This window comes from Candidatus Nitrotoga sp. M5, from assembly GCF_927904885.1.
Classification (GTDB): domain Bacteria; phylum Pseudomonadota; class Gammaproteobacteria; order Burkholderiales; family Gallionellaceae; genus Nitrotoga.
Window position 1 is genome coordinate 15,335 of the sequence record NZ_CAKMNW010000073.1, and the last position, 22,558, is coordinate 37,892.

Sequence of the window (22,558 nt, forward strand, 5' to 3'; positions counted from 1 at the left end):
CCGCAATTTGCAGGTAGGTCTATGCCTTCGCATATGTACGAAACATTGGCGCAAATATTTCGACGCATCATAGGCAACCCTATTGTATTAGAATTCGCTAGGTGTTCGGCGTTTCAAATTTGCTTTAGAAAATAGGAAACTTCACGAGGGAATGATATGCCTGAAGCCATTGAAAACAATTTTCCCGAAATAGGAAACTCTATAAAAATCGGCGCGACAACAATCAATTACCATGATCGTGGCGACGGCGCGGTTGTCCTGCTTATTCATGGCTCTGGCCCGGGTGTGACAGCATGGGCAAATTGGCGAAATACGATCCCTGCGCTTGAAGGAAATTTCAGGGTAATCGCTCCGGATATGGCTGGCTTTGGATATACTGAAACTACGGATGTTGTCGAATGTTCAGTAGAGCGGTGGGCGAAGCAACTGTGTGACCTTCTCGACGCGCTAGAAATCGGGCAGATTTCAATTGTTGGGAACTCCTTCGGTGGTTCCATTGCGCTCGAATTCATTCGCCAGTACCCAGAAAGATGTAGCAAAGCCATTCTCATGGGTTCCGTCGGCGTTTCCTTTCCTCTCACTGAAGGATTAGACACAGTATGGGGTTATCAACCATCATTTGATCATATGAAGCACCTGTTGGAATTGTTTGTAGCCGACGAGAGTCTGATTACGGACGATTTGGTTGAAATGCGCTACCGTGCGAGCCTGAGGCCAGGAGTGCAGGAAAGGTTCGAACGCCTTTTCCCGGAGCCGCGTCAGCGATGGGTCGATGCTCTCGCCCAGCAACGTGATGATCTCCGTTCGATATCGAACAAACTATTGCTTATTCATGGGCGCGATGACAAAATTATTCCTATACAGGCATCCGAACAGCTTCACAAATTATTGCCTAATTCTACCCTGCGTCGGATCGACGATTGCGGACATTGGGTTCAAATAGAACAAGCGCAACGCTTCAATTCGATAGTTCTAGATTTTTTGACAGGATCACTGGACAAAAGTTTCCATGAATGAGATTGGGGAACCGGCTAGTCAAAATGAATATGCTCACGAAGGGAGCAATAATATGATCAAACAATTTTTCGGACGTTGGAATATTGTAAGTTGGCGCCAAGAATTTGACGACGGACGACGCCTATATCCTATGGGAGAAATGCCTGAAGGTTTCATGGATTATCAGGAAACTGCAAATTTTTACTGCACAATTGTCCGTTCCGATCGCGGTCATTTTGCAACCGGGGGGCAATGGGACGCAGGCCAGCAGGAAAAAGCCGAAGCGTATAATAGTTATTTTTCTTATGGCGGAACTTTCGAGATTCAAGGAGACCTTGTACTGCATCACGTCAAGTTCAGCCTATTTCCCAACTGGGTCGGGGGAACACAAAGACGCAAATTTGAATTAGACGGCGATCATCTCCATCTTATTGCAAGATTGGAGGATGGGACCCCTGAATCCAGATATGCCATCATCGAATGGATCCGAGATGTCAATTGAAGCAGCGGGTGATTGTTGATGTCGGATGAACCAAGAATTTCTATAATTGGAGGCGGGCAGGCCGCAGCACGCACCTATGGCGTTCTGCGTGAACATAATCCAAATCTAAATATTTCACTGTTCAGCGACGAAAAAATTCTACCCTATGAGCGCCCACCCTTGTCAAAAGAATGCTTAGACGTCGAACATTCACCGGCGCCTAGCTATGTCAATCCGGTGAGTGATTATGAATCAATTCACTCTAGTATATTTTTGAACACGGTCGTAAGTACTATTGACCGAAGCAATAATCTACTCTGTCTCGAAGGCGGAGAAACCCATTACTATGATTATCTATTGATCGCAACTGGGGCAAAACCGCGTTTGCTGCCCGATATGGAAAAAACCGACAACACCGTCATGACTTTTCGAACAATAAAAGATGCGGAACGATTGACGATGAAACTGACGTCCATAGAACGGATAGTCGTCATTGGCGGTGGTGCAATCGGAACTGAAATCGCAGCGGCGGCGTTTAAGCGGGGTATCAAGGTGACGGTGATCGAAGGAGCCGGTCGCCTATTGTCGCGCTGCGTCTCTCCCCAAATTGCCAATTTATTCATGAAGATGCATTTCTCGCATGGCGTTGAATTACTTTTCAACAGGACCGTCACGATGGCGCGAAACGGGACGGTGGAACTTTCCGACGGCACCGAAATTTCCGCCGACCTTATCGTTGTGGCAATTGGGGTAATGCCCAATACAGCCTTGGCGGAGAAAGCAGGCCTGAAGGTTAGCAATGGCATTAAGGTAAACGAATGCTGTAGGACAAGTGATGAATATATTTTCGCCGCCGGCGACGTTTCAAATTATTTTGACCCATTTCTCAGACGCCGCGTTCGACCAGAATCTTGGACCACGGCTAACATACAAGCGGAAGCCGTTGCGCGAACAATTCTTGGCATACCTATTGAGGCACCCCGCCCGCCGTTATTCTGGACAACCCAATATGGCTATGAGTTTCAAATGTGCGGAGACGTATTAACCGATGACGTTGACATACAAATTTCGGAAGAGAATACGCGAGTAATTGCACGTCATTTCGACGGACCAAATCTTGTCGGCATTACCTGCGCGAACCAACCCCGAGCGTTCAGGAAGCTAAGCAGAGAGCTCATTAATAGGGAAAATATTTGAGTGCTCCATGGCGCTACGTAATAGTATTTCGAGTACAACTAGAGGAACAAATGGACAAGGAACAAGCAGCCAGCGAATGGATTAGGGTCTGCAATATCACTGAAATTCCCGATGACATGGGGTTTAAACTTCAAATCGAAAACGACCATGCCGTTGCAGCATTTCGAGTTGGTCAAGAATACTTTGTGGTCGAGGACAAATGTACACATGGCGCAGCGTCGTTGTCAGAGGGGTTCATTGAAGGTTTTGAGATCGAATGTCCTTTCCACGGTGGGAAATTTGACTTGCGTTCTGGCAAACCCACTGCTTTTCCGTGCACATTGTCAATTCAAACTCATGAGACGCGAATTGAAGAAGGTACGCTCTACACGCTTATTTATCGAGACAAGATACAGCCTGAAACTAAAGACAGATAAATTCGTGGTTATGCATCGTAGGACCTAGACAGTGTTGGATAAAATGAACAAAAATATGATCGGTAGCGTGGGTGCTGATTTTTGGCAACATAAGGACTGATCTGATGGTTAAAATTCAGAGCATGTCAGAGGCTCTAAACGCCCCCATATTGCTCGATTTTTATCCCTCGTTGCTGGACCATAATCACCATGCACTATTGTCCGAAATAGAAGGTATGGCTTGCTCCACACTCAAAACCGCAAATGTGGGTCTGCGATCAGGACGACATGATAGTCGGCATCGCTCTCGGCCTGACCGATGAGTAACGAAAGGCTCTAGAAATCGAGTAAAGAGCTTATCCGTAAAATAGTTTATTGAAGGAAATAGGGCGGAAAATATGGGATTGAAAGCACTAGGATATGTCGGAATTGGCTCGCAGGACCTTTCAGCTTGGGAACAATTTGGTAACAATGTGATCGGTTTTCAATGCACCGAGCGCACACCCTCGTTTCTCGCCTTTCGAATGGACGACCACCGCCAAAGAATTTTTGTCGACAAAAACTCAATTGACGGCACATGTTTTTTTGGATGGGAAGTGGACAACGCAATAGAACTTGATCGCATAGCCAGCAAACTTGATGATGCTGGTATCAAAGTTATCTTCGAACCAGCCCACATCGCTGACGCCAGATGCGTAGGAGGCGTTATTTCATTTAGAGACCCTTCCGGTAATCATGTAGAGATATTCCACAAACCCCAAATCCTCAGCACCCCTTTTATCCCCGGCCGTAATATCTCTGGATTTCGTACCGGACAATTGGGTTTAGGCCACGCAGTTTTGACAGTAAACCGTATAGATGACGTGTTATCGTTCTATACTGACGTACTCGGCTTCAAGGTAAGTGATTTCATTGCTGCACCCTTTCGAGCATATTTTCTTCATGTTAACTCCCGGCATCATAGCTTAGCATTGATCGAAACGGGGGTTTGTGGTGTTCATCACGTGATGGTTGAAATGTATTCACTGGATGACGTTGGACAAACATATGATTTAGCGATAGAGCGCGAAAATGTTTCAGTTACGTTGGGTAGACATACAAACGACTTTATGACTTCATTTTATACAAAAACACCCGCGCCGTTTCTGATAGAATGCGGATGGGGCGGCAGGGAAATTGATCCTGAAAGCTGGTCCCCACAAGAAATCGTTGATGGTCCTAGCCTTTGGGGACATGATCGCAAGTGGCTTTCAACAGCAGAAAGAAAGCATGCTCGCGAAATGGCGTTAAATGCCGCTGAAAGGGGCATACGGCAGCCAGTTCAAGTGATGCCTGGAAACTTTGAAATCATGTCAGATCGATGCCCTTGGGCGGATACAGGAAATACACTCGAATTACTCGAAGCTGCACCTATACAATCAATGAAGAATAGGAAGTAAAGTGTCCAGCCTCGCCAGAATGTTGGCCATATTAGACGAGTTTACTGTCGAAACAAAAATTCTGACAGTCGATGATGTTGTCAATCGACTCGGATACAACCGCGGAACAGCATACAGGTATCTACGTGAATTAACAAATTCGAGCCTTCTGGCACATGTAGGAAGCGCTTTCACGCTCGGCCCGAAGGTCGTGGAGATGGATTACCTCATTCGTCAGAATGACCCTTATATGGATATTCTCCAGCCTCTCATGCGACAACTGAGCGATGGTCTGGACTGCGACATTTTACTATGCAGCAATTATCAGGGACGGACGGTGGTTAGCCATCATGAGCGTGGTCAAGAGCATCTTTACCTGAGTTACAGCAGAGGTCGGCGCATGCCATTGTTCCTGGGAGCACCGTCAAAGCTCATTCTTGCATCGTTGCCAAAAGCGAAGTTACGGCGGCTCTTTGAAGAGAACATCGAACAGGTTCAAAATTCGGCCTTTAGCCCCGATTGGGAGACTCTATACGCTGAGATCAAAATGATCCGGCGCAACGGTTATGCCATTTCAAAAAGTGAATTGGATCAGGGATATGTTGGCGTCTCGGCGGCGTTGGCAACCAATCCGCCTGGTAGCCTTTCATTGATATTTTCTGCTTCCCGTTTTGAACTTATAAACGAAAAACTAGTCGTTAACATAATTCTAAAGGCCGCAAGTAAAGCGAACGACCTGATATTACAAATGAAAAATGATGAGAATTTGGTGGATTGGTTTAATGAAATTGCAAAACTCGCCCCGCGTTAGAAGTTGCAGACGGTCGCTGACAGGGGCGCTGTCATGTCTGGATGGTGCTCCTATGGCAAGGTAAAAATGTGATGTTTTCGGGCGGCTGGGTGCAGTCATGTCTCCGGCCTTTAAACGTGGCTTTTATCTTACAACCGCCGGCCCTGATGTTCTTCGCTGGAACTGATCCCTATCAGACTATCGCGCTTGAGTGGCGCAAGACAGCACCTCGGGTTTTTCAGTCCTGACGATTTCCATTTCGCCTTTGTTTCACATCATCCCGTAATCACTCCGCCAACTATAATGCCCAATAGGGGCAAATTCTGAATATTACTTTTCTTTAAGTCCTTTGTGAGTGACGTGTTCCCTGTATTTCCCTCCAGTTTAAATTAGAGTCCGTCACTTACGAGGAGACGGAATATGAAGAGCAGTCGATTTACTGAGGAACAGATTATTGGCCTCCTGAAGGAACAGGAGGCTGGGCAGCGGACGGCAGATGTTTGTCGTCGTCATGGCATATCTGAAGCTACGTTTTACAAATACAAATCGAAGTATGGCGGATTACAGGTTTCGGATGCGAAGCGTCTGAAGGCGTTAGAATCTGAGAACAGCCAATTAAAGAAGCTTCTGGCAGAGACGATGCTAGACAATGCCGTTCTGAAGGACGTCAATTCAAAAAAATGGTGACGCCCGCTGTCAAGCGATCAGCCGTCGCCCATGCCAGCAAGACACATGGTGTAAGCGAACGGCGGGCGTGTGCCATCCTCGGTGCGGACCGTTCCATGGTCCGATATCGATCGAGACGATCAGATGAGGCTTTGATCCGCGAGCGCTTGCGCGCCATTGCCAATGAGCGGCGACGGTTTGGCTTTCGACGTCTTGGTATTCTTCTGCAACGCGAAGGTATTGTGATGAACCGAAAGAAGCTTTTACGCCTGTATCGCGAGGAGGGGCTGGCTGTCCGCCGCCGTAGCGGGCGCAAGCGGGCCCTTGGTACGCGCGCGCCCATGGTTGTTCCCGATGGCCCCAATCAACGTTGGTCTTTGGACTTCATATCCGATGCTTTCACCGATGGCCGGCGGTTTCGCATTCTGTGTGTCGTTGATGACTTCAGCCGGGAATGCCTGACGCTGGTCGCCGACACCTCGTTGTCTGGTGCCCGGGTTGCCCGGGAGCTGGATCAGGTTATCGCCAAGCGAGGCAGGCCCCAGACTATTGTCAGCGACAACGGCACAGAGCTTACCAGTATGGCAATTCTGCACTGGTCGCAGGATCGGGGTATTGACTGGCATTACATCGCACCGGGAAAGCCGACACAAAATGCTTTTGTCGAAAGCTTTAACGGCCGACTTTGAGATGAATGTCTGAATGAGACCTTGTTCACCAGTGTGCGCCATGCTCGGGTTGAGCTGGCTATCTGGCGACAGGATTATAACCATGTCAGACCGCATTCTGCCCATGGCGGTAAAACCCCGACAGAAATCACCGCGCAATCAGAAAAGGGGTTAACCCCTTATCTGATTGCATCACACGCCCAAACCGGGCATCAATTAAAACAAGGACTCTCCTTATGACTGGCAGGAACTTGGGGAACACGTCAACGATTTTTCGAGATGGGTCGTTAACGCAACAACGCCACTATATGATTGATATAGCCGCTTTAATTTGGTTGCAGAGAGGTAGGACTTTACGCTACGGCCTCGGATTATGAGCCTGATCTCCCTACGGCATCTCCTCCCACCAGTCCGGCCAGTTGACCTTCCAGGGCGTCCGTGCTGCTTTTATGACGATGCGCTGCTCCTTTCGATTGAGACGCCGCTCTTCGAGGCCAAGCCGCTCGAGAGCCGCCTCGACGAGCCAGGGCTCCAACGCCATGCGGGCGGTCTCCCGATACTGGTCAAGTGTCTTGCCCATGCGTAAAAGCTCAAGGGCCCGGTTAAGCGTGCCGGGCGTAAACCGGATAATGGTGACCTCAGATAATTGAAATGCCTCATCCATCTGCCCGCTTTTCCCCGCTTCAATCGCTGTCATGGTCTTCCGGGCAGCCGAGAGGTCGCCCTCCAGCCCGCGTTTGGCAAGTTGCAACAGGGCGCTGTCAGACGAATGCGACCTCGTCTCTGTATGGCGTAAATTGGCAATAAGGTGCCGCTATTATGCTGCGGTAAGTTGCTGCCACTCGGCCAGCGCAGCATTTCTTTGAAGCTTGAATGTTTCTCTGTTGGTTAGGTGGCGCTCGTGATTGAAGTGGTTATGGACAGATGCGTGGATTGAGACGAATTTCTGCAAACTTCGCAGGCGCCTGAATTTCAGCATCGCCTGCTCTCTTCGCCGGAATGGGAGATGGGAATTTTCACAGCGATTGTTCAACCAACGGCCTGTTTCTTGCGATGCTTCATTTCCAATTACCTTCATTGCGGCACGGTAAGAACGCAATCTGTCCGTTACGATTTCGTGCGGTCTTCCATATCGCTTCATGATTTTCTTAAGGAACACCAAGGCTGCCTTGCGATCGCGGCGTTTAGAAACATAGACTTCCAGGACTTCTCCTTCATGATCGACCGCACGCCACAGGTAATGCGTCTCGCCATTGATCTTCACAAAGACCTCATCAAGATGCCATTTCCAGTTTGAATAATTTTGAGACGGATGGATCCGTTTCTTCCGGATCTCGCGCGCAAACAGTGGGCCAAATCTATTCCACCAATAGCGGACTGTTTCATGACAGATATCAATGCCCCGTTCATGAAGAAGGTCCTCAACATTGCGAAGTGAAAGGGGAAATCTGACATACATCATCACAGCCAGGCGGATAATCTCGGGTGAAGTTTTGAAATAGCGAAATGGGTTCTGTTTTGTCATGCTCGGAGGCTAGTCGACGAGCAAATGACCATCAAGCAATTTTCTTCTGACAAAGCCCTGCCCGCGATTAAAAATCGCCCGTCCGGGGTCCCCGACAACCCATGAACAGCCTGCAGTCCATCTATGATACCAATGATCTGATCTTTCGCAGCATCTATGATGGCAATTTTACTCTCACTCCCTAGCGGCACATAGACAAGCGGTTCCGCATGAAGAGACGGTGCTCCCAATAGCAATGCGCCGCTGGCAATCCAGGCCGTAGCCAAAAAATTCACTATCGCTTTCACTACTTAATCTCCTTTAACGTCAGATTCGAGCGCTTTCAAGGGCCCCCATTCGGACCCATTGCATCTATTTATTCAAGGCGCGTTTGCGGTTTTCAAATTCCTCCAGGTCAATTTCGCCACGAGCAAATCGCTCGTTGAGAATATCGAGCGCTTGGTCCCGCCGATTTCCTGCTCCGTCCGTAATACCCATCCAGCGAAGGATAAGTACGACCACGCCCACAATTAAGGCGATTATCAAAATCATCATCAGGGGACCAAAAATCCATCCGCCCGCTCCCATGCCGTGCATGTAGTAGTTTTCGCCAGAATCCGCGAGCACTATAGGCGCAGACAAAATCAGCATTCCGATTGCTGAAATAGCGGCAAGCTGTGTTCGATACATTTTCATCCTCCTTGACTTGCGAAATACTTTTGAAGTTTGCATTGTCGTTCCTAGATTTTGGCGGATCTCAGTCTCAGCGCATTGAGAATGACCGAAAGTGACGAAAGACTCATTGCTGCAGCCGCAAAAATCGGTGAAATCAGGATATCGAAAAACGGATAGAGGACACCTGCCGCCACCGGCACGCCGGCGCCGTTATAAACCAGCGCAAAGAACAGGTTTTGCTTAATATTACGCATGGTTGCCCGCGATAAGCGGCGGGCCCGGATAATGCCATTAAGGTCGCCCTTCACAAGAGTGAAACCGGCACTCTCTATCGCAACATCGGCACCAGTGCCCATGGCAATACCGACGTCGGCCTGAGCCAGGGCTGGCGCATCATTCACGCCGTCACCAGCCATTGCAACCTTGCGCCCTTCTGCCTGCATTTCCTTGATAATACGGGCTTTGTCTTCTGGCAGAACATCAGCCCGGATTTCGTCAATGCCCAATCTGGCGGCAACAGCCTTTGCCGTACGTTCATTATCGCCGGTCGCCATAACGATCCGAAAACCTTCGGCATGCAGCGCTTTGAGTGCCGCAGGCGTGGTTTCCTTCACGGGGTCGGCAACACTCACCAATCCAGCGATCTCACCGCCCACGACGACAAACATAACTGTCTCACCCTGATCGCGCCTGGCGTCCGCGATATCGCTGAAGCCTTTCGTGGCTATACCAAGATCGGCGACCAATCTGGCGTTTCCGAGAGCAACGGGTTTGCCGTCCACAACACCTGTGACGCCCTTGCCTGTGACGGCCTCAAAATCCTCGGCCTTCGCCAACGCGATCTCGCGTTCTTCGGCGCCGACAACTATCGCCTCTGCCAACGGGTGCTCGGAGCCGCGTTCGAGACTGGCGGCGAGTCGAAGGACTTCCGCCTCTTCATGCCCGTCTTCAGCGAGTACGGCGATGAGCTTCGGCTTACCGACCGTTAGTGTTCCGGTCTTGTCGACGATAAGAGTGTCTATTTTGGCAAACCTTTCCAACGCCTCTGCGTTTTTGATGAGCACGCCAGCTTGCGCGCCGCGCCCGGTTGCCGTCATTATTGAAATAGGTGTCGCGAGGCCCAAGGCACAAGGGCAGGCAATGATCAGTACTGCAACGGCAGACACCAATGCATAAGCATAGGCTGGGTTCGGTCCCCAAATTGACCAGGAAATAAATGAGAGGATGGCGACAAGGATTACGGCGGGCACGAATTTACCGGCGACCGCATCTGCTAGCTTCTGAATCGGCGCACGGCTCCGTTGCGCACTCGCAACCATCTCAACAATCTGGCTGAGCATAGTGTCTGCGCCGACACGCTTCGCTTCAATTATAAGGCTGCCGGTGCCATTGATGGTAGCACCTGTAACGGTATCACCAGCTACCTTCTCTACTGGCAGAGGTTCTCCAGAGATCATTGATTCATCAACAGAGGATCGGCCTTCCGACACAATTCCATCAACCGGAACTTTATCGCCCGGGCGTACACGTAGCCGATCACCAACTGCAACTTCTTCAAGCGGAATTTCTTCTTCGCTGCCGTCTTTGCGGAGGATACGCGCTGTTTTCGCGGCAAGATCCAAGAGTGCCTTTATGGCGGCACCGGTGCGTTCTCGCGCCCCAAGCTCCATGACCTGACCTAACAGCACCAGGACGACGATCACTGCGCCGGCTTCGAAATAGACGCCGACATTGCCCTCTGCATCCCGAAAACCGTCTGGAAATATTCCGGGCAACAATACAGCAACAATGCTGAAGAGATAGGCGGCGCCGACGCCCATGCCTATGAGTGTGAACATGTTAAGGCTCTTGTTGACCACCGACTTAATGCCGCGCACAAAAAATGGCCAGCCCGCCCAGAGAATAACCGGCGTACCCAAGACAAGTTCAGTCCAAAGAGCAGTTCGTTCTCCAATCATTTCGCGGATGAAGCCAAGTCCAACGAAGGGTCCCATTGTCAAAATGAGTAGCGGGATTGTTAAGACAGTGCCGATCCACATGCGCCGCCTGAAATCTAGCAATTCAGGATTGGGACCTTCGTCGCCCGTCGGCACGCCCATAGGCTCAAGCGCCATACCACAGATCGGGCAATCACCTGGCGCATCGCGAACAATTTCGGGATGCATCGGACAAGTGTATTTTGCGCCAGCAACAGGTTTTTTTGTTTGTTGCTTGTGCGCACCAGAAATATAATATTCCGGATCTTCCGCGAATTTGTCATGGCACTTCTGCGAACAGAAGTGATAGGTGGTTCCTTCATGATCAAACAGTGGTTTGTCTTTATTCAGGTCGACAGCCATACCACAAACCGGATCTTTGGCTGTTGAACCAGCCTCACCAGCATTTTCTTTATTTTCGGGAAGGGCATGTGAGAGTGATTCGTTCATGAACTTTTACCTGTCTCTTCAATTCTCTTATTCGTCTCAAGGAAATTGTTTACCAAATCCGAAATCCCGTATTCGAGATTGAACATCCGTTCATAGGCGGCATCGCGAGACTTGCGGGTTTTTTCCATCATCTGGGAAACTTGAGCAATGAAGTCTTGTTCCTTTAGGAGCATTGGATGGTCGTCAGTAAGCGGTTTTCTGTTTTCGTTAATTTTTTTGGCTCCATCCGCCAGACCCTGCATCCAAGGATTAAATGCCTCTGAGAAAAGATATCGACTGGTACGCATTGGATGTATCCATTTCATAACTTCAGCAGACCAGGGATTTGACACCGCCTGGACCCATGGGCTGATGAAAGTGCGATAGAAGGCCTCATTGGCTTCGGACACGGTGCGAACTCGTTCAAATGCTTCCTCTTGCCGGGGAAACTGTATGTCTTCAACCTGTCGCTCCTCAAACCTAACGGTAAATTGTGGTTTATGACAATCCGGATCACCTGTGGGGTTATCGATCTTCATCTCATAGAGGCCAGGCGCAAGCGCCTCAATCTCATCAAGGCTTTCGAGAATAGCTCGATGTTCGAGGCGGGCGACACTGGCTGAAACGAAAATGCCTAGATGTCCGACATGGGGATTAGTCAGATAAATAATACGTTGGCCAGCCGACTTGAGATCTTCCGTGTTCCGGTAAACCACAGGAATCCAGCCAAGGGCTTGATGGGGAGGCGTAATGTTGTCGCCATAAGAAGCAAAAACGACAAGGGGATTGCGAATCCTTCGCAGATTGACAGTGCATCCGTCGCAAATGCGGAATTCACCTCTCTCCAGCTTATTGCCGATAAAAAGATTTTCCGCAATTCCAACCATTTCCTCGCGACTCAGAAAGTAAAAACCGTTCCACCACCGTTCAAATTCAAGAAACCGGTCTCGTTCGGTATCAACCTGGTTGAACAGGCTTGCATATTTCTCCCAGATCGCTTTTTCAGGTTTGAGGTTTTCGAAATTTTGCGCAAGCCAGGCGCCGTCAAAACGACCGTCGCCAAGATCCGCCGTGAAATGGGTCATCCAGACGCCGCCGAGTAATCCCCCGGCCACGCGCATCGGGTTCACGCCAGCATCACCCGCCCAGTAAGATAGGGGCGATCCATTCAAGATGGTTGGACCGACAGTCCCTTCACAATCCGCTGCCAGGAGAGTGGCAGCCCAACCCGCCTGGCAGTTTCCGTAGAGAACGGGCGGCTTTCCAATATGCAACTTCGTCACCTCTTCGACGAACCGGCGCAAGGCATGATGAACATCCGCAAGGGTTTGCCGTGGTGACGGTTCTGGAAAAAAGATAACGAAATAAACCGGATGGCCTTCTTGAAGCGCCATCCCGACTTCAGAGTCGTGCTTAAACCCTCCAATTCCCGGCCCATGCCCGGCACGCGGATCAAGGACGATAACCGGCGGCTTTTCCAGATCGACGCAGTCATCCCAGCAGTCATCCCCTATTTCGGTGATCCGCAGCAAAGCGTAGTTGACGGGCGGTTCAAAAGTTCGAGCATCGAGGATCGTCTCATACTTGAAATCAAGCAATGGCGGCAAACCGGCACGCTCGTGTTCCAGCATATTGTCGGCACGCTGTCTGAGCGTGTCCCAGTAAAGGATTGTCCGCTGCCAGAAGTCTATTTGATAGTCGAATATATCCCGGCCATGTGGCACTGGCCTTTCTGTCTTGGCAGTACCGTCCGATGTGGGAATATTGTCTTGGTTCTGCGCTAAGGAAGGAGACGGCCCGTTCTCCGTCAATTCGAGAGTAGACATTTTATGCACAGTCGAGCGAGTCATGACCGACCTTTCTGACCGAGAGAGGCAAAGAAGTTAAAGAGCGGCCCAAAAATTAGGGCAACGTACCAGCCATAGGCAAAGCTCTCACCAAGTCCCAGGAAGAAACTCGGCCAACTCAGCCAGGCAAATCCGGGCAGCAACCCAAGCCATGTTTTGTACATTGCCTGATCGGGGAAAAGCAGATCAAAACTAACACATAGAATGAACGTAATGGCAAAGAACAATCCGAGGCTCATCCCGAGTGCAATTACCGGCAGACGGAAACTCGTCCGACTTCTTATGCGGAGTTCGTGGCGTGCCTCAGCAGTATTTTCTTTTACCAGATCAGGCATGCTTAGCCTCCGTTTCAGGGGCTTGTATTTTCAAATTCTCGGAGCTGAGATACTCTTTCGGATTTGCTTCAAAAATTTCACGACACTCTCGCGAACACAGGTAGTAGACTGACCCATTGTAGACGCTTGATTTGGCGGTTTTTGTATTAACTTGTGTGCCGCATACCGGATCGATATCACGAGGTGGAGCTACCCAAACCATGTTATTGGTGTTTTCCGAAGGCGCGGGCGGACCATCTTCAGAATGCTTATGCTTTGATTTGTGACCCATCACATGTGCGCCACAGCCAAATCGCATCATTAGAAAAATCAGGCCTGCCCAAAAAAGGAAATAGAAAAGTGAGCTCATCTCATCGACTTTCAGTGCATAAAAAAATGGTGATCTTATGCAACGATACTTATTTAGTCGGGGAGAGATGTCGAGGCGGCAGCCAATCATTTCGGTCACATTTAGTGACAGATTACGATGCAGTTACAAAGTGTTACAAATGAGTTGAGTGAACCCGCATGGAAGTCTGTCAGAAAGGCAGATAAGCTTCAACTCTCAGGCCGCCTTCTGCGCGGTTTCGTATCGTAACGTCGCCACCGTGACTGCGGAAAGCTGATCGCGCAATTGACAGGCCGAGACCGGTACCCCCTGTTTCCCGGCTTCGAGAGCCTTCCAGTCTAAAAAACGGCTTGAAAACGTCTTTTATGTTCTCGGGAGCAATTCCTGGACCGTCATCATCAATGGTGATTATAAGTTTTCCATCAGCAATTCTGACATGGATAGATGCCTGTTCCCCGTAATTGGTCGCATTTTCAATCAAATTTGAAAGGGCGCGGCGTAATAAGTCTTTTTGTCCCTCAAAATTGATGGGTTCAGGAGGAATCCATGAGATCGAAAGACCTAACGTACTCAATTTCGAAACAACATCCGAAATAAGTTTGACGACATCGAACCGTTCATTTTTCTTTCCTGCCGCGTCTTCGGATGCAAAGGTCAACGTTGCCGTGACGATCTTATTCATTTCGTCAATATCTTCGTTAAATTTGCTTTTTAATTCATTGTCATCCAAGAGTTCGCTGCGAAGCTGCATTCTCATAAGAGGCGTCCGCAAGTCGTGAGCAATGGCTGCGATCATTTGTGTGCGATCTTCCACGAAGCGATAAATTCTTGCTTGCATTTTATTGAAAACGCGAACTGATTGTATAACCTCCAAAGGTCCCTTCTCTGGTATTGGCCGCGCTGTTGCGCTACGCCCCAAATCATCAGCAGCAATACTCAGTTTTTTTAGAGGATCAGTTAGATAGTGGGCAGCCCAAGCGGAAAATATTGCAGTTGCAATCATCATCACGGCAATCGATAGGACAAATCTAATAGACCAGGGCATCGTTGCTTCAACATCAGGGGCTTCGTAGTTTAGCCAGCTGTTATTGCCAATTTCTATTGAAACCCGGATTAAAGCACCCGTCCGCATTTCGTTAACAATGTGCTCAAAATGATCAGTAATAAAATTATGTTTTTCGGTTGATTTGCCAGAAAGATGTCTCCATATGCTATCCTCGCCCGAAACTGTTTCCGCAAGAATTGGCATTCTAGAATCAGGCGAGTTTAGCTCGGCAAGCGCCGCTGAAAAGCGGTTAGCGATGGAGGGATCGTTATTTTTAACGATACTTGCAGCACCTAAATCTAACCGAAAAGTAGAGCTGTTGGCAAAGCTGATGATTTTTTTTCTTTCTTCCGGCGGTGCATTTTTTATTATCCCGGTTATTGTCGTTATGTGCTCTATCAATTGCGCCCTTCCGATCAGATTTATGATCTCCGCGCGGTCAAAATTGTAAACACTCAAACTGATTACATGTGAAAGACCGAGCCCAATCAGAAGCAATAATACAATCCGGGCCGCCATAGTTTTCGGCCACAGTGAACGATTGAATTTCATGTCCGCGCCGTCATGGATTGAGGGGCAAATAAATACCCGCCACTGCGGACCGTTCTAATAATCTCTGGATTCTGGGGATCGCTTTCAAGTTTTCGTCGCAATCGGCTTATTTGCATGTCTATGCTACGCTCAAATGGACGAGACCAACGGCCTTTAACGAGATCCATAAGTTGGTAACGTGTCAACACTCTACCGGGATGACTTGCAAGAGCCGCGAGCAACTTAAACTCGCCGGTTGTTAATTCCACATATTCCGAAGCGGCGGATTTCAAACTATGACGAACCAAATCAAGCTGCCAGCCATCAAACTCAATAATTGTGTCTTGCTCGATCTCAATTGTAGCTACTTCACCTGCGCGTCTAAGCACAGCACGTATTCTCGCAAGTAATTCTCTTGGATTACAGGGTTTTTGAATATAATCATCCGCGCCGATTTCGAGTCCCAGAATTTTGTCTGAATCTTCTCCAAGTGCCGTCAGCATTATGATCGGAATATTTGATTGTGCCCTTAGATCACGGCACAAAGTTATGCCGTCTTCGCCTGGAAGCATAAGATCCAGAATGATTAGATCGATCTTCCAATCTCTCAATACGACGGTCATTTCGCGGCCGTCATTAACGGCGGTGGCTCGGAAACCGTGCCTCTTCAAAACCCGGGTCAAGAGATCTCGTATTTCCCGATCATCATCGACTATCAGGATATGCGGGGATTCATTCATTGCATCTATCTATCTGAAAACTAACTCGCCGACTTTAATCCGGGACAAATTTGTCCATAAGTGAGTCCTTAAAAAGCCGGTTCAATTAAAATTGCCCAGACTACCGGTTAGCTATTAGCTTATTTTCTGTAACAAAATCTCATGTCTTGTTCAACGTCACCATTCTATAATTTGTAACATTCCGTAACGATTTGCTTCACTGTTGCAGAATGTGACTAATTCTTATTTGTAATACCTATAAGCAGAGAATTACTCTGACTGTTCATTGATCTAAAACAAGGGCATGAAAGCAATTTTATTCGCCCATAGCTAGTTTGAAAGAATAGCGTTCGAAATGAACCGTATACCCACAATCACCTTTGGATTGAGCCTAAGCGCTTTCACAGCGTTTAGTTATATTTTTTGCGTATTGTTCGATTTATGGCTACCTAATTATGCTATGCACGAAATTTGGCAAAACCTGTTGCCGGGCTTTATTTGGCTGACATGGCCAAGCTTTTTTCTGGGTTTGGCAGAAGCTTATGCTTATGGATGGTACATCGCACTTGTTTTCGGATTGATTTCATATTTTCTCCCGCTGATGAGCAGAGTTTTTACGACTAAATTCCGCTAATACATTTCTACTATTATCTCGTAAAATGTACTAACTCTTCTCGTCTTCGTGCCACTTGAGGAAAAACCTCTCTCCAACGAAGATCGCGACAACCCCAATCAATGCGGCATAGATAACCAGCATATCAGTTGACGCTTTCACTGCCAGGAAAGCACCGAGCACGATCACATCGAAAACAATCGCCGCCAAAACGATAATTCCGTTGGCATTAACCTCTTCGCGCAGGTACCGATACACTCCCCAATGAATAAAAATATCCATGATAAGATAGAAAATGGCGCCGAGGGAGGCGATGCGGCTCAAGTCAAAAAATATGGTCAGGAAAATAGCAAATACAACCGTATAGACCAATGTGTGTTTCTGGATATCTCCCGGCATCCCGAAATGACTATGCGGCACCAGTTTCATATCGGTAAGCATCGCGAGCATCCGTGAAACGGCAAAGACACTTGCAATCAAACCCGACACAGTCGCAACAATTGCCAGACCAACTGTAAACCATAGTCCGTAACTGCCAAACGCCGGACGCGCGGCCTTCGCCAGAGCGAAATCCTTTGCCGAGATAATTTCATCCAAAGTCAGGTTTGCGGCAACCGCGAGAGCGACAAGCACATAGATAACAAAGCAGAGTAAAATTGAAATGATGATTGCCCGGCCAACATTCTTGTGAGGATCGACAATTTCCGATCCGCTATTTGTTATAGTTGTAAATCCTTTAAACGCGAGAATGGCCAGCGCCATCGCTGCTAGAAAACCGGTGATCGTCGTATCCGGGGACGATTTTGGTATGATACTATCAAACGAAATATCCGCGATCCATAGACCTCCGGCCGCAAATACAACGATCCCACCGATCTTTAGAAACGCCATAAATAGTGAAAATCCGCCAATGAGACGATTGCCCGAGATATTCAGAAAAAAGGCGAAAACGAGAACGCTAACGCCCAAGACCGTTACAGCCCAACCGGCGGGTTCGGCATCGAACAATTGCATGGTGTAGGTGCCGAATGTCCGGGCGACCAGACTTTCGTTGATGACCATCGAAAAATACATGAGCAACGCACCACCTGCCGTGACCGTCCCCCGGCCATATGCCTTTTGCAAAAACATGCCTATCCCGCCAGCAGAGGGGTAAGCGTTTGCCATCTTGACATAAGAATATGCGCTAAAGGCCGTTACGATAGCGGCAGCGAAGAAGGCGAGGGGGAACAACGATCCGGCAAGCTCCGCAATTTGGCCGGTAAGGGCAAGTATGCCCGCGCCGATCATCACGCCGGTTCCCATGGATACGGCGCCAATGAGTGTCAGGCTATTTTCCTTGTATTGCGTTGATCGGCTGTGTTCTGGATGGTCTGTCATGGCTTCCCTCTCAAGCTTCTGTTCGATAATTCTCTTTTAAATTCCCTGCCTGTTTCGAGATAGTGGCCGCCGGCCCGGGTCAACATTTTCTCGCCATGCCAGATGATTATTGTTTTGACGGCGCTACATGTGCCGAAATTGGCATTTCCCCATTCGTAAAAACCAGTTTCAAGTCTATCTTTTGATCTGCTTTTATGGGTTCCGTAATATTTGAAAGCTGTATAAAGATATGGGTAGTTGTCAGATCAAGATTTTCTTCACGTAGCAACGTTATTGATCCAAGCTCCGCATAATTCGTATCATCAAGTCTCACGATGATTTTTGATTGCATGTGACCGGTGTCAGTTACACCGAGTATCGTCAGGTTACCGGAGCTATTATTGGTGATACGAAAGCTCAAGACACCGGAGTTGGCATCCTCATCAAGAAGCAGATGCGCCTCGGTAATCTGAGCGGATTGAAAGTCGGCTACCAAATCATCCGACAAAACCATCGACGCAGATCCCAATGCAGTGATGAGATAAACCAGAATGAACATAATTCTGAACATGCTTTTTCCTATTGTTTAACGCGAGGAGGAATCTGGAAGGGATAAACAATATCTCTTCCAGATGCTGTCCGTAGACGCTTGAGTTCTTAGAACATAAGCTTGGCGCCGAAAACGGCATACCAGATATCGGCACTTTCACCCTCTGCTTCGACGTAATTTGCTGTCTGTCCGAACTTACGTTCATAGACGACGCCAACATAAGGTGAGAGAATTCTATCCCAGACGTCATAGCTGAGCCTTAGACCCGCCTCTAAGCTGTTAATACCGGAGCCGACACCAATTTCCCGATCACTCGAAAAGGCCGCATCAATATTCGCGGAAGGGGTCAGGGTCAGATAGTTGGTGAGAAGTATCTCGTACTCGATATCGAGATCGGCAGAGAGCTTTCCTTTTTCACTCAGGAACAAATGCGTATCGACCTCTATCCACTGTGGAGCAAGACCACTCAAGCCAACGGCAGCATACCAACGATCCGGTCCTTCAGGGCTCGTATATCGGATGCCCCCTTTAATGTCCCAAAAATCCGATATGGGTGTTTGCAAGGCAAGCTGGTTGGAAAGGGATTCAAAGCGATTAACATTCAAATCCAGCTCTCCGCTGCCTTCCCAACGCAATTTCAGCTCATCAGTGCCGATGAAAGCATCACCGTCAAAAGCGAAAAGCTCTTCACCTCCTTCTCCATAACGGTATTCAAACTCTTCCATCTGGACGCCATAATAGATATTCGACGTCTCCGCGGCATGACCGATAACAGGTGCCAAAACAGGAAAGGCGAGGGCCGTTGCGAGGAGCAATTTTTTCAATTCAATCATTGCAGGACTCCTTTTTCGTCCAGATCGAGATTTGCGGATTTAGGGCCGCCTTCAACGACAATCTTACGGAACATTCCGGCATCCATATGGAAAGACAGGTGACAATGGAACGCCCACTGACCAGGCGCATCAACCTCGGTTTCGGAATAAACGGTTGTTCCGGGCGCGACGCTGATTGTGTGCTTTGCCGGATCCCATTTACCGGCGCCGACATCCAAAATGCTCCACATGCCGTGTAGATGCATGGGGTGGGTCATCATGGTTTCGTTGATAAACTTGAACCGGACACGCTCTCCATACTGAAGAACGACGGGATCAGCGTCTTCATATTTCACACCGTTGATTGACCAGATATAACGCTCCATATTTCCGGTCAGGCGCAGCTCGATTTCCCGCGTGGCCTCCCGATCCTCATATAGGGGTTTCTGTGCCTTCAGATCCGCATAGGAAAGGAACTTGCCACCATTTGCGGCTGTGGGAACAAGACCGCTGCCATTTGCATAGAAGCTATCCTTCTCCTGCTCCATCCCCATCATGCTCGAATGATCCATGCCTTTCATGTTTGAGTGATCCATTTCCTTCATATTGGAGTGGTCCATGCTCTTCATTTTGGAATGGTCCATATCTTTCATCGACGAATGATCCATCCCTTTCATACTTGAATGATCCATTCCTTCCATATTGCCGTGGTCCATCCCCATATCTGCCATGGTGAGCAGCGGCGCCTTTGTCATTTCCGGAATTTCCGCAACCATGCCTTCGCGCGGCGCAAGAGTTGCCCGTGCGTAAGCCGTTCTGCCCATGCTCGCCCCGAAAATCGTATAGGCCTTATCGTCCATGGGCCGAACGATAACGTCATAGGTTTCGGCAACACCCAAACGAAGTTCGTCGACTGTAACGGGCTGTACATTGTTTCCGTCAGCAGCAACCACTGTCATCTTCAATCCCGGTATGCGGACATCAAAATATGTCATGGCGGAGGAATTGATGAGACGCAGGCGGATGCGTTCTTTTGGCTCGAACAACCCGGTCCAGTTCTGCTCGGGCCCTTTGCCATTGATAAGCGGTGTGAAGCCCTGCACATCCTCAATGTCCGTCTTCATCATCCGCATGTCGCCCCACGCCATCCTGTCATCGACAGTTGCTTTCAGGCCGTTCTTGCTGACATCCGCAAAGAAATCCCCGAGAGTCTGTTGCTGGCGATTGTAATAATCCGCGGACATTTTCAGGTTTCGCAATATTCGGCTGCCGGAATGAGGGTGCGCATCGGTGAACTGAACCACATAGTCCTTGTCGAAACGATACGGGTCGCGTTTTTCAGGTTCGATCACAATTGCGCCGTAGGCTCCGTCGGGCTCCTGAAAACCGGAATGGCTATGGAACCAGTAGGTTCCGGATTGGATAATCGGAAACTTATAGGTGAAGGTCTCGCCCGGCTCGATTCCGGGGAAGCTGATTTTCGGCACCCCATCCATCTGGAAGGGGAGGATAAGACCGTGCCAATGAATTGACGTCGATTCATCGAGATTATTCGTCACATTGATCGTGACATCTTCGCCTTCCTGAAACCGGAGTACGGGTCCAGGGGATTTTCCGTTGTACCCAATCCCTTCCTTTTGGAAATCGCCTGTATCAATGATTACCTTGTCAACCGTCAGGTCGTAGGTTTTGGCAAGACTGAGGCCAGGCAGAAGAATAACTCCTGCGGCCATTGCAAGACCAAAGCTAGCCTTTTGCATGAATGAAATTCTCATCCTGCTGTTCCTTTCTTTTTTGGAAAGTTGAATGCGCAGCCTCTATGGGCTGCGCAAAGCATTTACTCAAAGTGAACTTCACCCATCATGCCGGAGGCATAATGACCGGGAACATTGCAGGCGAATTCCAGCTCGGCATCATCCGAAAATTTCCAGATAACCTCTGCGGTTTCCTTCGGCTCCAGCAACACGCTATTCGGGTCGTTATGTTCCATGGTTTTGCCATTTCCCATATCCATCTTCATCATATCCCGGTTGATCTTGTCGGCTTCCAACACGCCATGCTCCATCATCATCATCATTTCTTCCTGATGTGCGGCATGCATGGCGACTGTCCCGATATTGAATTCATGAACGAATTCCCCGGCATTGATGATCTTGAATTGAACCGTTTCCCCTTTCTTGATGGAAATCTCTTCCGGTTCGTAAAAATTATCTCCCATCTTGATCTCGATGGTTCTGGTGACGTCTGCAGCGTTACCAGGGATACCAATTCCCGATTTCCCGCCGTGACCGCCATCGTGGCTGCCGGCTGCCCAAGCAAGAGCGGAACTCAGGGCAACAACAGCTGTGAGGGTTACACCGGCAACGCCGGACAAAAATGTACGCTTAATCTTCATTATATAAGTTCCTATTCTAGTCTCCGCTTATGCGCTGAACGCAATGCCATTAGGCAAGGAGACAAGTTCAAATTTCAGAATTTAGATTTTGGAAAGGCGCGCGAGCACAACGACAGTAAACATTGCGGTCTTGGAAAAACGCCTAGGAAGAGGAACTAGATCTTTGGGGGGCGGTCAAGTGGCGTGAGGTGGTGGGATGTCACCTGCATAGACCACATGTCAAATGGAGTTTTCGTCCCAAATGCTGTTGTCGTGACAGTAAAATGCAGAGGCATGGCAATCGCACAAGAAGCAACACCGCATTTTTCTATATGAGAACCCTGCGTTTGTTTATGACTTGAGGTCAGATGATCGTCAATGGCTGTGTCAAAATGCGATTGACCTGCTGTATCAGCATGGTGAGCAGACGCTGGCATACCGGAAAAAACACCAAACGCAAATGCGACGGCCACTATGAAACGCAGCCCTCGTACGCGCCAGTCTAAATTTCCGTTATTATAATTCAATGCTCACTCTCTAAGCCACTATCATTCATGTCAATATATGAACGCAAATTGACGGGAACAAGTCTAAAAAAATATCTCACTATAAAGTTACATTCCAATTAAATACGTTTGGCTATTCCGAACAACCGTCGATATCATCTTAGGGTTAATAATTTCATACGAACAAAAATATTATGGCATTGGATACGAAAACTCAACGATTTCGCCAAAGGTGTTCGAATGAATGATCGGTTGGCGAAACGTCAAAGCAGAATTTAGCCCGAGGCAGTAACATGAAATCTGAGATCGACTTGTAATATAGTCATTTATTGCGACACTACCCG

The 22,558-nt window shown here is 48.6% G+C and carries 23 protein-coding genes and 1 pseudogene; 8 read left to right on the forward strand and 16 right to left on the reverse strand.

What is annotated here, in order from left to right; translation table 11 throughout:
• The first annotated feature begins 156 nt into the window (after positions 1-156).
• The 7 genes and pseudogenes from MJ770_RS13420 to MJ770_RS13450 all read left to right on the forward strand — a co-directional run bounded on the left by MJ770_RS13420 (position 157) and on the right by MJ770_RS13450 (position 6,851).
• The gene (locus MJ770_RS13420) at positions 157-1,017 is read left to right on the forward strand and encodes an alpha/beta fold hydrolase (protein ID WP_239255275.1); all 861 of its coding nucleotides are present in this window, start codon (positions 157-159) and stop codon (positions 1,015-1,017) included.
• Positions 1,010-1,498 (forward strand): lipocalin-like domain-containing protein, encoded by a 489-nt coding sequence (locus tag MJ770_RS13425; protein WP_239255277.1) that lies wholly within the window; start codon positions 1,010-1,012, stop codon positions 1,496-1,498. The genes MJ770_RS13420 and MJ770_RS13425 overlap by 8 nt, the downstream gene beginning before the upstream one ends.
• Before the next feature lie 18 nt (positions 1,499-1,516).
• Complete coding sequence (locus MJ770_RS13430; protein ID WP_239255279.1) at positions 1,517-2,674, forward strand: NAD(P)/FAD-dependent oxidoreductase; 1,158 nt, start codon at positions 1,517-1,519, stop codon at positions 2,672-2,674.
• Complete coding sequence (locus MJ770_RS13435) at positions 2,671-3,090, forward strand: non-heme iron oxygenase ferredoxin subunit (RefSeq protein ID WP_239255281.1); 420 nt, start codon at positions 2,671-2,673, stop codon at positions 3,088-3,090. The genes MJ770_RS13430 and MJ770_RS13435 overlap by 4 nt, the downstream gene beginning before the upstream one ends.
• Before the next feature lie 377 nt (positions 3,091-3,467).
• The gene (locus tag MJ770_RS13440) at positions 3,468-4,508 is read left to right on the forward strand and encodes a VOC family protein (RefSeq protein ID WP_239255283.1); all 1,041 of its coding nucleotides are present in this window, start codon (positions 3,468-3,470) and stop codon (positions 4,506-4,508) included.
• Between the two features lie 19 nt (positions 4,509-4,527).
• The gene (locus MJ770_RS13445; protein WP_239255285.1) at positions 4,528-5,298 is read left to right on the forward strand and encodes an IclR family transcriptional regulator; all 771 of its coding nucleotides are present in this window, start codon (positions 4,528-4,530) and stop codon (positions 5,296-5,298) included.
• A gap of 399 nt (positions 5,299-5,697) precedes the next feature.
• Positions 5,698-6,851, forward strand: a pseudogene (locus MJ770_RS13450) (IS3 family transposase).
• Between the two features lie 148 nt (positions 6,852-6,999).
• On the opposite strand, the gene MJ770_RS13455 reads toward MJ770_RS13450, so the two are convergent.
• The 10 genes from MJ770_RS13455 to MJ770_RS13500 all read right to left on the reverse strand — a co-directional run bounded on the left by MJ770_RS13455 (position 7,000) and on the right by MJ770_RS13500 (position 16,021).
• Entirely contained in the window at positions 7,000-7,308 is a 309-nt protein-coding gene (locus tag MJ770_RS13455) for a hypothetical protein (RefSeq protein WP_239255287.1), read from the reverse strand.
• A gap of 120 nt (positions 7,309-7,428) precedes the next feature.
• Positions 7,429-8,136, reverse strand: a complete 708-nt coding sequence (locus tag MJ770_RS13460; RefSeq protein ID WP_239255288.1) for an IS6 family transposase — start codon at positions 8,134-8,136, stop codon at positions 7,429-7,431.
• The gene (locus MJ770_RS13465) at positions 8,133-8,423 is read right to left on the reverse strand and encodes a hypothetical protein (RefSeq protein WP_239255290.1); all 291 of its coding nucleotides are present in this window, start codon (positions 8,421-8,423) and stop codon (positions 8,133-8,135) included. Before MJ770_RS13465 ends, MJ770_RS13460 begins: the two co-directional genes overlap by 4 nt.
• A gap of 64 nt (positions 8,424-8,487) precedes the next feature.
• Positions 8,488-8,805 (reverse strand): SHOCT domain-containing protein, encoded by a 318-nt coding sequence (locus MJ770_RS13470; protein ID WP_239255292.1) that lies wholly within the window; start codon positions 8,803-8,805, stop codon positions 8,488-8,490.
• Positions 8,806-8,855: 50 nt separating this feature from the next.
• Positions 8,856-11,216, reverse strand: a complete 2,361-nt coding sequence (locus tag MJ770_RS13475) for a heavy metal translocating P-type ATPase (protein ID WP_239255294.1) — start codon at positions 11,214-11,216, stop codon at positions 8,856-8,858.
• Positions 11,213-13,021: a DUF3141 domain-containing protein gene (locus MJ770_RS13480; RefSeq protein WP_239255296.1), complete on the reverse strand. Its 1,809-nt coding sequence runs from the start codon at positions 13,019-13,021 to the stop codon at positions 11,213-11,215. The genes MJ770_RS13475 and MJ770_RS13480 overlap by 4 nt, the downstream gene beginning before the upstream one ends.
• A 20-nt stretch (positions 13,022-13,041) precedes the next feature.
• Positions 13,042-13,377, reverse strand: a complete 336-nt coding sequence (locus MJ770_RS13485) for a DUF5676 family membrane protein (RefSeq protein ID WP_239255298.1) — start codon at positions 13,375-13,377, stop codon at positions 13,042-13,044.
• The gene (locus MJ770_RS13490; protein ID WP_239255315.1) at positions 13,370-13,816 is read right to left on the reverse strand and encodes a YHS domain-containing protein; all 447 of its coding nucleotides are present in this window, start codon (positions 13,814-13,816) and stop codon (positions 13,370-13,372) included. Before MJ770_RS13490 ends, MJ770_RS13485 begins: the two co-directional genes overlap by 8 nt.
• A 79-nt stretch (positions 13,817-13,895) precedes the next feature.
• Positions 13,896-15,302, reverse strand: coding sequence for an ATP-binding protein (locus tag MJ770_RS13495; protein WP_239255300.1), 1,407 nt, complete (start codon positions 15,300-15,302; stop codon positions 13,896-13,898).
• The gene (locus tag MJ770_RS13500; protein WP_239255302.1) at positions 15,299-16,021 is read right to left on the reverse strand and encodes a response regulator; all 723 of its coding nucleotides are present in this window, start codon (positions 16,019-16,021) and stop codon (positions 15,299-15,301) included. Before MJ770_RS13500 ends, MJ770_RS13495 begins: the two co-directional genes overlap by 4 nt.
• Before the next feature lie 334 nt (positions 16,022-16,355).
• Here MJ770_RS13500 and MJ770_RS15730 point away from each other — a divergent pair, with 334 nt between their 5' ends.
• Positions 16,356-16,634 (forward strand): DUF5676 family membrane protein, encoded by a 279-nt coding sequence (locus MJ770_RS15730; RefSeq protein WP_445083165.1) that lies wholly within the window; start codon positions 16,356-16,358, stop codon positions 16,632-16,634.
• A 30-nt stretch (positions 16,635-16,664) separates the two neighbouring features.
• On the opposite strand, the gene MJ770_RS13505 is transcribed toward MJ770_RS15730, so the two are convergent.
• The 6 genes from MJ770_RS13505 to MJ770_RS13530 all read right to left on the reverse strand — a co-directional run bounded on the left by MJ770_RS13505 (position 16,665) and on the right by MJ770_RS13530 (position 22,235).
• On the reverse strand, positions 16,665-17,993 hold the full coding sequence (locus MJ770_RS13505; RefSeq protein WP_239255304.1) for an APC family permease: 1,329 nt from the start codon (positions 17,991-17,993) through the stop codon (positions 16,665-16,667).
• A 106-nt stretch (positions 17,994-18,099) separates the two neighbouring features.
• The gene (locus MJ770_RS13510) at positions 18,100-18,543 is read right to left on the reverse strand and encodes a hypothetical protein (protein ID WP_239255306.1); all 444 of its coding nucleotides are present in this window, start codon (positions 18,541-18,543) and stop codon (positions 18,100-18,102) included.
• Between the two features lie 86 nt (positions 18,544-18,629).
• On the reverse strand, positions 18,630-19,355 hold the full coding sequence (locus MJ770_RS13515; RefSeq protein ID WP_239255308.1) for a copper resistance protein B: 726 nt from the start codon (positions 19,353-19,355) through the stop codon (positions 18,630-18,632).
• Positions 19,352-21,094 (reverse strand): copper resistance system multicopper oxidase, encoded by a 1,743-nt coding sequence (locus MJ770_RS13520; RefSeq protein ID WP_239255310.1) that lies wholly within the window; start codon positions 21,092-21,094, stop codon positions 19,352-19,354. The genes MJ770_RS13515 and MJ770_RS13520 overlap by 4 nt, the downstream gene beginning before the upstream one ends.
• 77 nt (positions 21,095-21,171) lie before the next feature.
• Positions 21,172-21,729: a cupredoxin domain-containing protein gene (locus tag MJ770_RS13525; protein WP_239255312.1), complete on the reverse strand. Its 558-nt coding sequence runs from the start codon at positions 21,727-21,729 to the stop codon at positions 21,172-21,174.
• A gap of 155 nt (positions 21,730-21,884) precedes the next feature.
• Complete coding sequence (locus MJ770_RS13530; RefSeq protein ID WP_239255314.1) at positions 21,885-22,235, reverse strand: hypothetical protein; 351 nt, start codon at positions 22,233-22,235, stop codon at positions 21,885-21,887.
• Positions 22,236-22,558 lie beyond the last annotated feature (323 nt).

Excerpts from the sequence above, each read along its gene's own strand:
- MJ770_RS13520 (WP_239255310.1), bottom strand. The coding sequence starts at position 21,094 with ATGCAAAAGGCTAGCTTTGGTCTTGCAATGGCCGCAGGAGTTATTCTT.
- MJ770_RS13425 (WP_239255277.1), top strand. The coding sequence starts at position 1,010 with ATGAATGAGATTGGGGAACCGGCTAGTCAAAATGAATATGCTCACGAA.
- MJ770_RS13445 (WP_239255285.1), top strand. The coding sequence starts at position 4,528 with ATGTTGGCCATATTAGACGAGTTTACTGTCGAAACAAAAATTCTGACA.
- MJ770_RS13510 (WP_239255306.1), bottom strand. The coding sequence starts at position 18,543 with ATGTTCAGAATTATGTTCATTCTGGTTTATCTCATCACTGCATTGGGA.
- MJ770_RS13475 (WP_239255294.1), bottom strand. The coding sequence starts at position 11,216 with ATGAACGAATCACTCTCACATGCCCTTCCCGAAAATAAAGAAAATGCT.
- MJ770_RS13490 (WP_239255315.1), bottom strand. The coding sequence starts at position 13,816 with ATGATTGGCTGCCGCCTCGACATCTCTCCCCGACTAAATAAGTATCGT.
- MJ770_RS13455 (WP_239255287.1), bottom strand. The coding sequence starts at position 7,308 with ATGACAGCGATTGAAGCGGGGAAAAGCGGGCAGATGGATGAGGCATTT.
- MJ770_RS13440 (WP_239255283.1), top strand. The coding sequence starts at position 3,468 with ATGGGATTGAAAGCACTAGGATATGTCGGAATTGGCTCGCAGGACCTT.
- MJ770_RS13470 (WP_239255292.1), bottom strand. The coding sequence starts at position 8,805 with ATGTATCGAACACAGCTTGCCGCTATTTCAGCAATCGGAATGCTGATT.
- MJ770_RS13505 (WP_239255304.1), bottom strand. The coding sequence starts at position 17,993 with ATGACAGACCATCCAGAACACAGCCGATCAACGCAATACAAGGAAAAT.
- MJ770_RS15730 (WP_445083165.1), top strand. The coding sequence starts at position 16,356 with ATGAACCGTATACCCACAATCACCTTTGGATTGAGCCTAAGCGCTTTC.
- MJ770_RS13525 (WP_239255312.1), bottom strand. The coding sequence starts at position 21,729 with ATGAAGATTAAGCGTACATTTTTGTCCGGCGTTGCCGGTGTAACCCTC.
- MJ770_RS13420 (WP_239255275.1), top strand. The coding sequence starts at position 157 with ATGCCTGAAGCCATTGAAAACAATTTTCCCGAAATAGGAAACTCTATA.
- MJ770_RS13480 (WP_239255296.1), bottom strand. The coding sequence starts at position 13,021 with ATGTCTACTCTCGAATTGACGGAGAACGGGCCGTCTCCTTCCTTAGCG.
- MJ770_RS13515 (WP_239255308.1), bottom strand. The coding sequence starts at position 19,355 with ATGATTGAATTGAAAAAATTGCTCCTCGCAACGGCCCTCGCCTTTCCT.
- MJ770_RS13485 (WP_239255298.1), bottom strand. The coding sequence starts at position 13,377 with ATGCCTGATCTGGTAAAAGAAAATACTGCTGAGGCACGCCACGAACTC.
- MJ770_RS13500 (WP_239255302.1), bottom strand. The coding sequence starts at position 16,021 with ATGAATGAATCCCCGCATATCCTGATAGTCGATGATGATCGGGAAATA.
- MJ770_RS13430 (WP_239255279.1), top strand. The coding sequence starts at position 1,517 with ATGTCGGATGAACCAAGAATTTCTATAATTGGAGGCGGGCAGGCCGCA.
- MJ770_RS13495 (WP_239255300.1), bottom strand. The coding sequence starts at position 15,302 with ATGAAATTCAATCGTTCACTGTGGCCGAAAACTATGGCGGCCCGGATT.
- MJ770_RS13460 (WP_239255288.1), bottom strand. The coding sequence starts at position 8,136 with ATGACAAAACAGAACCCATTTCGCTATTTCAAAACTTCACCCGAGATT.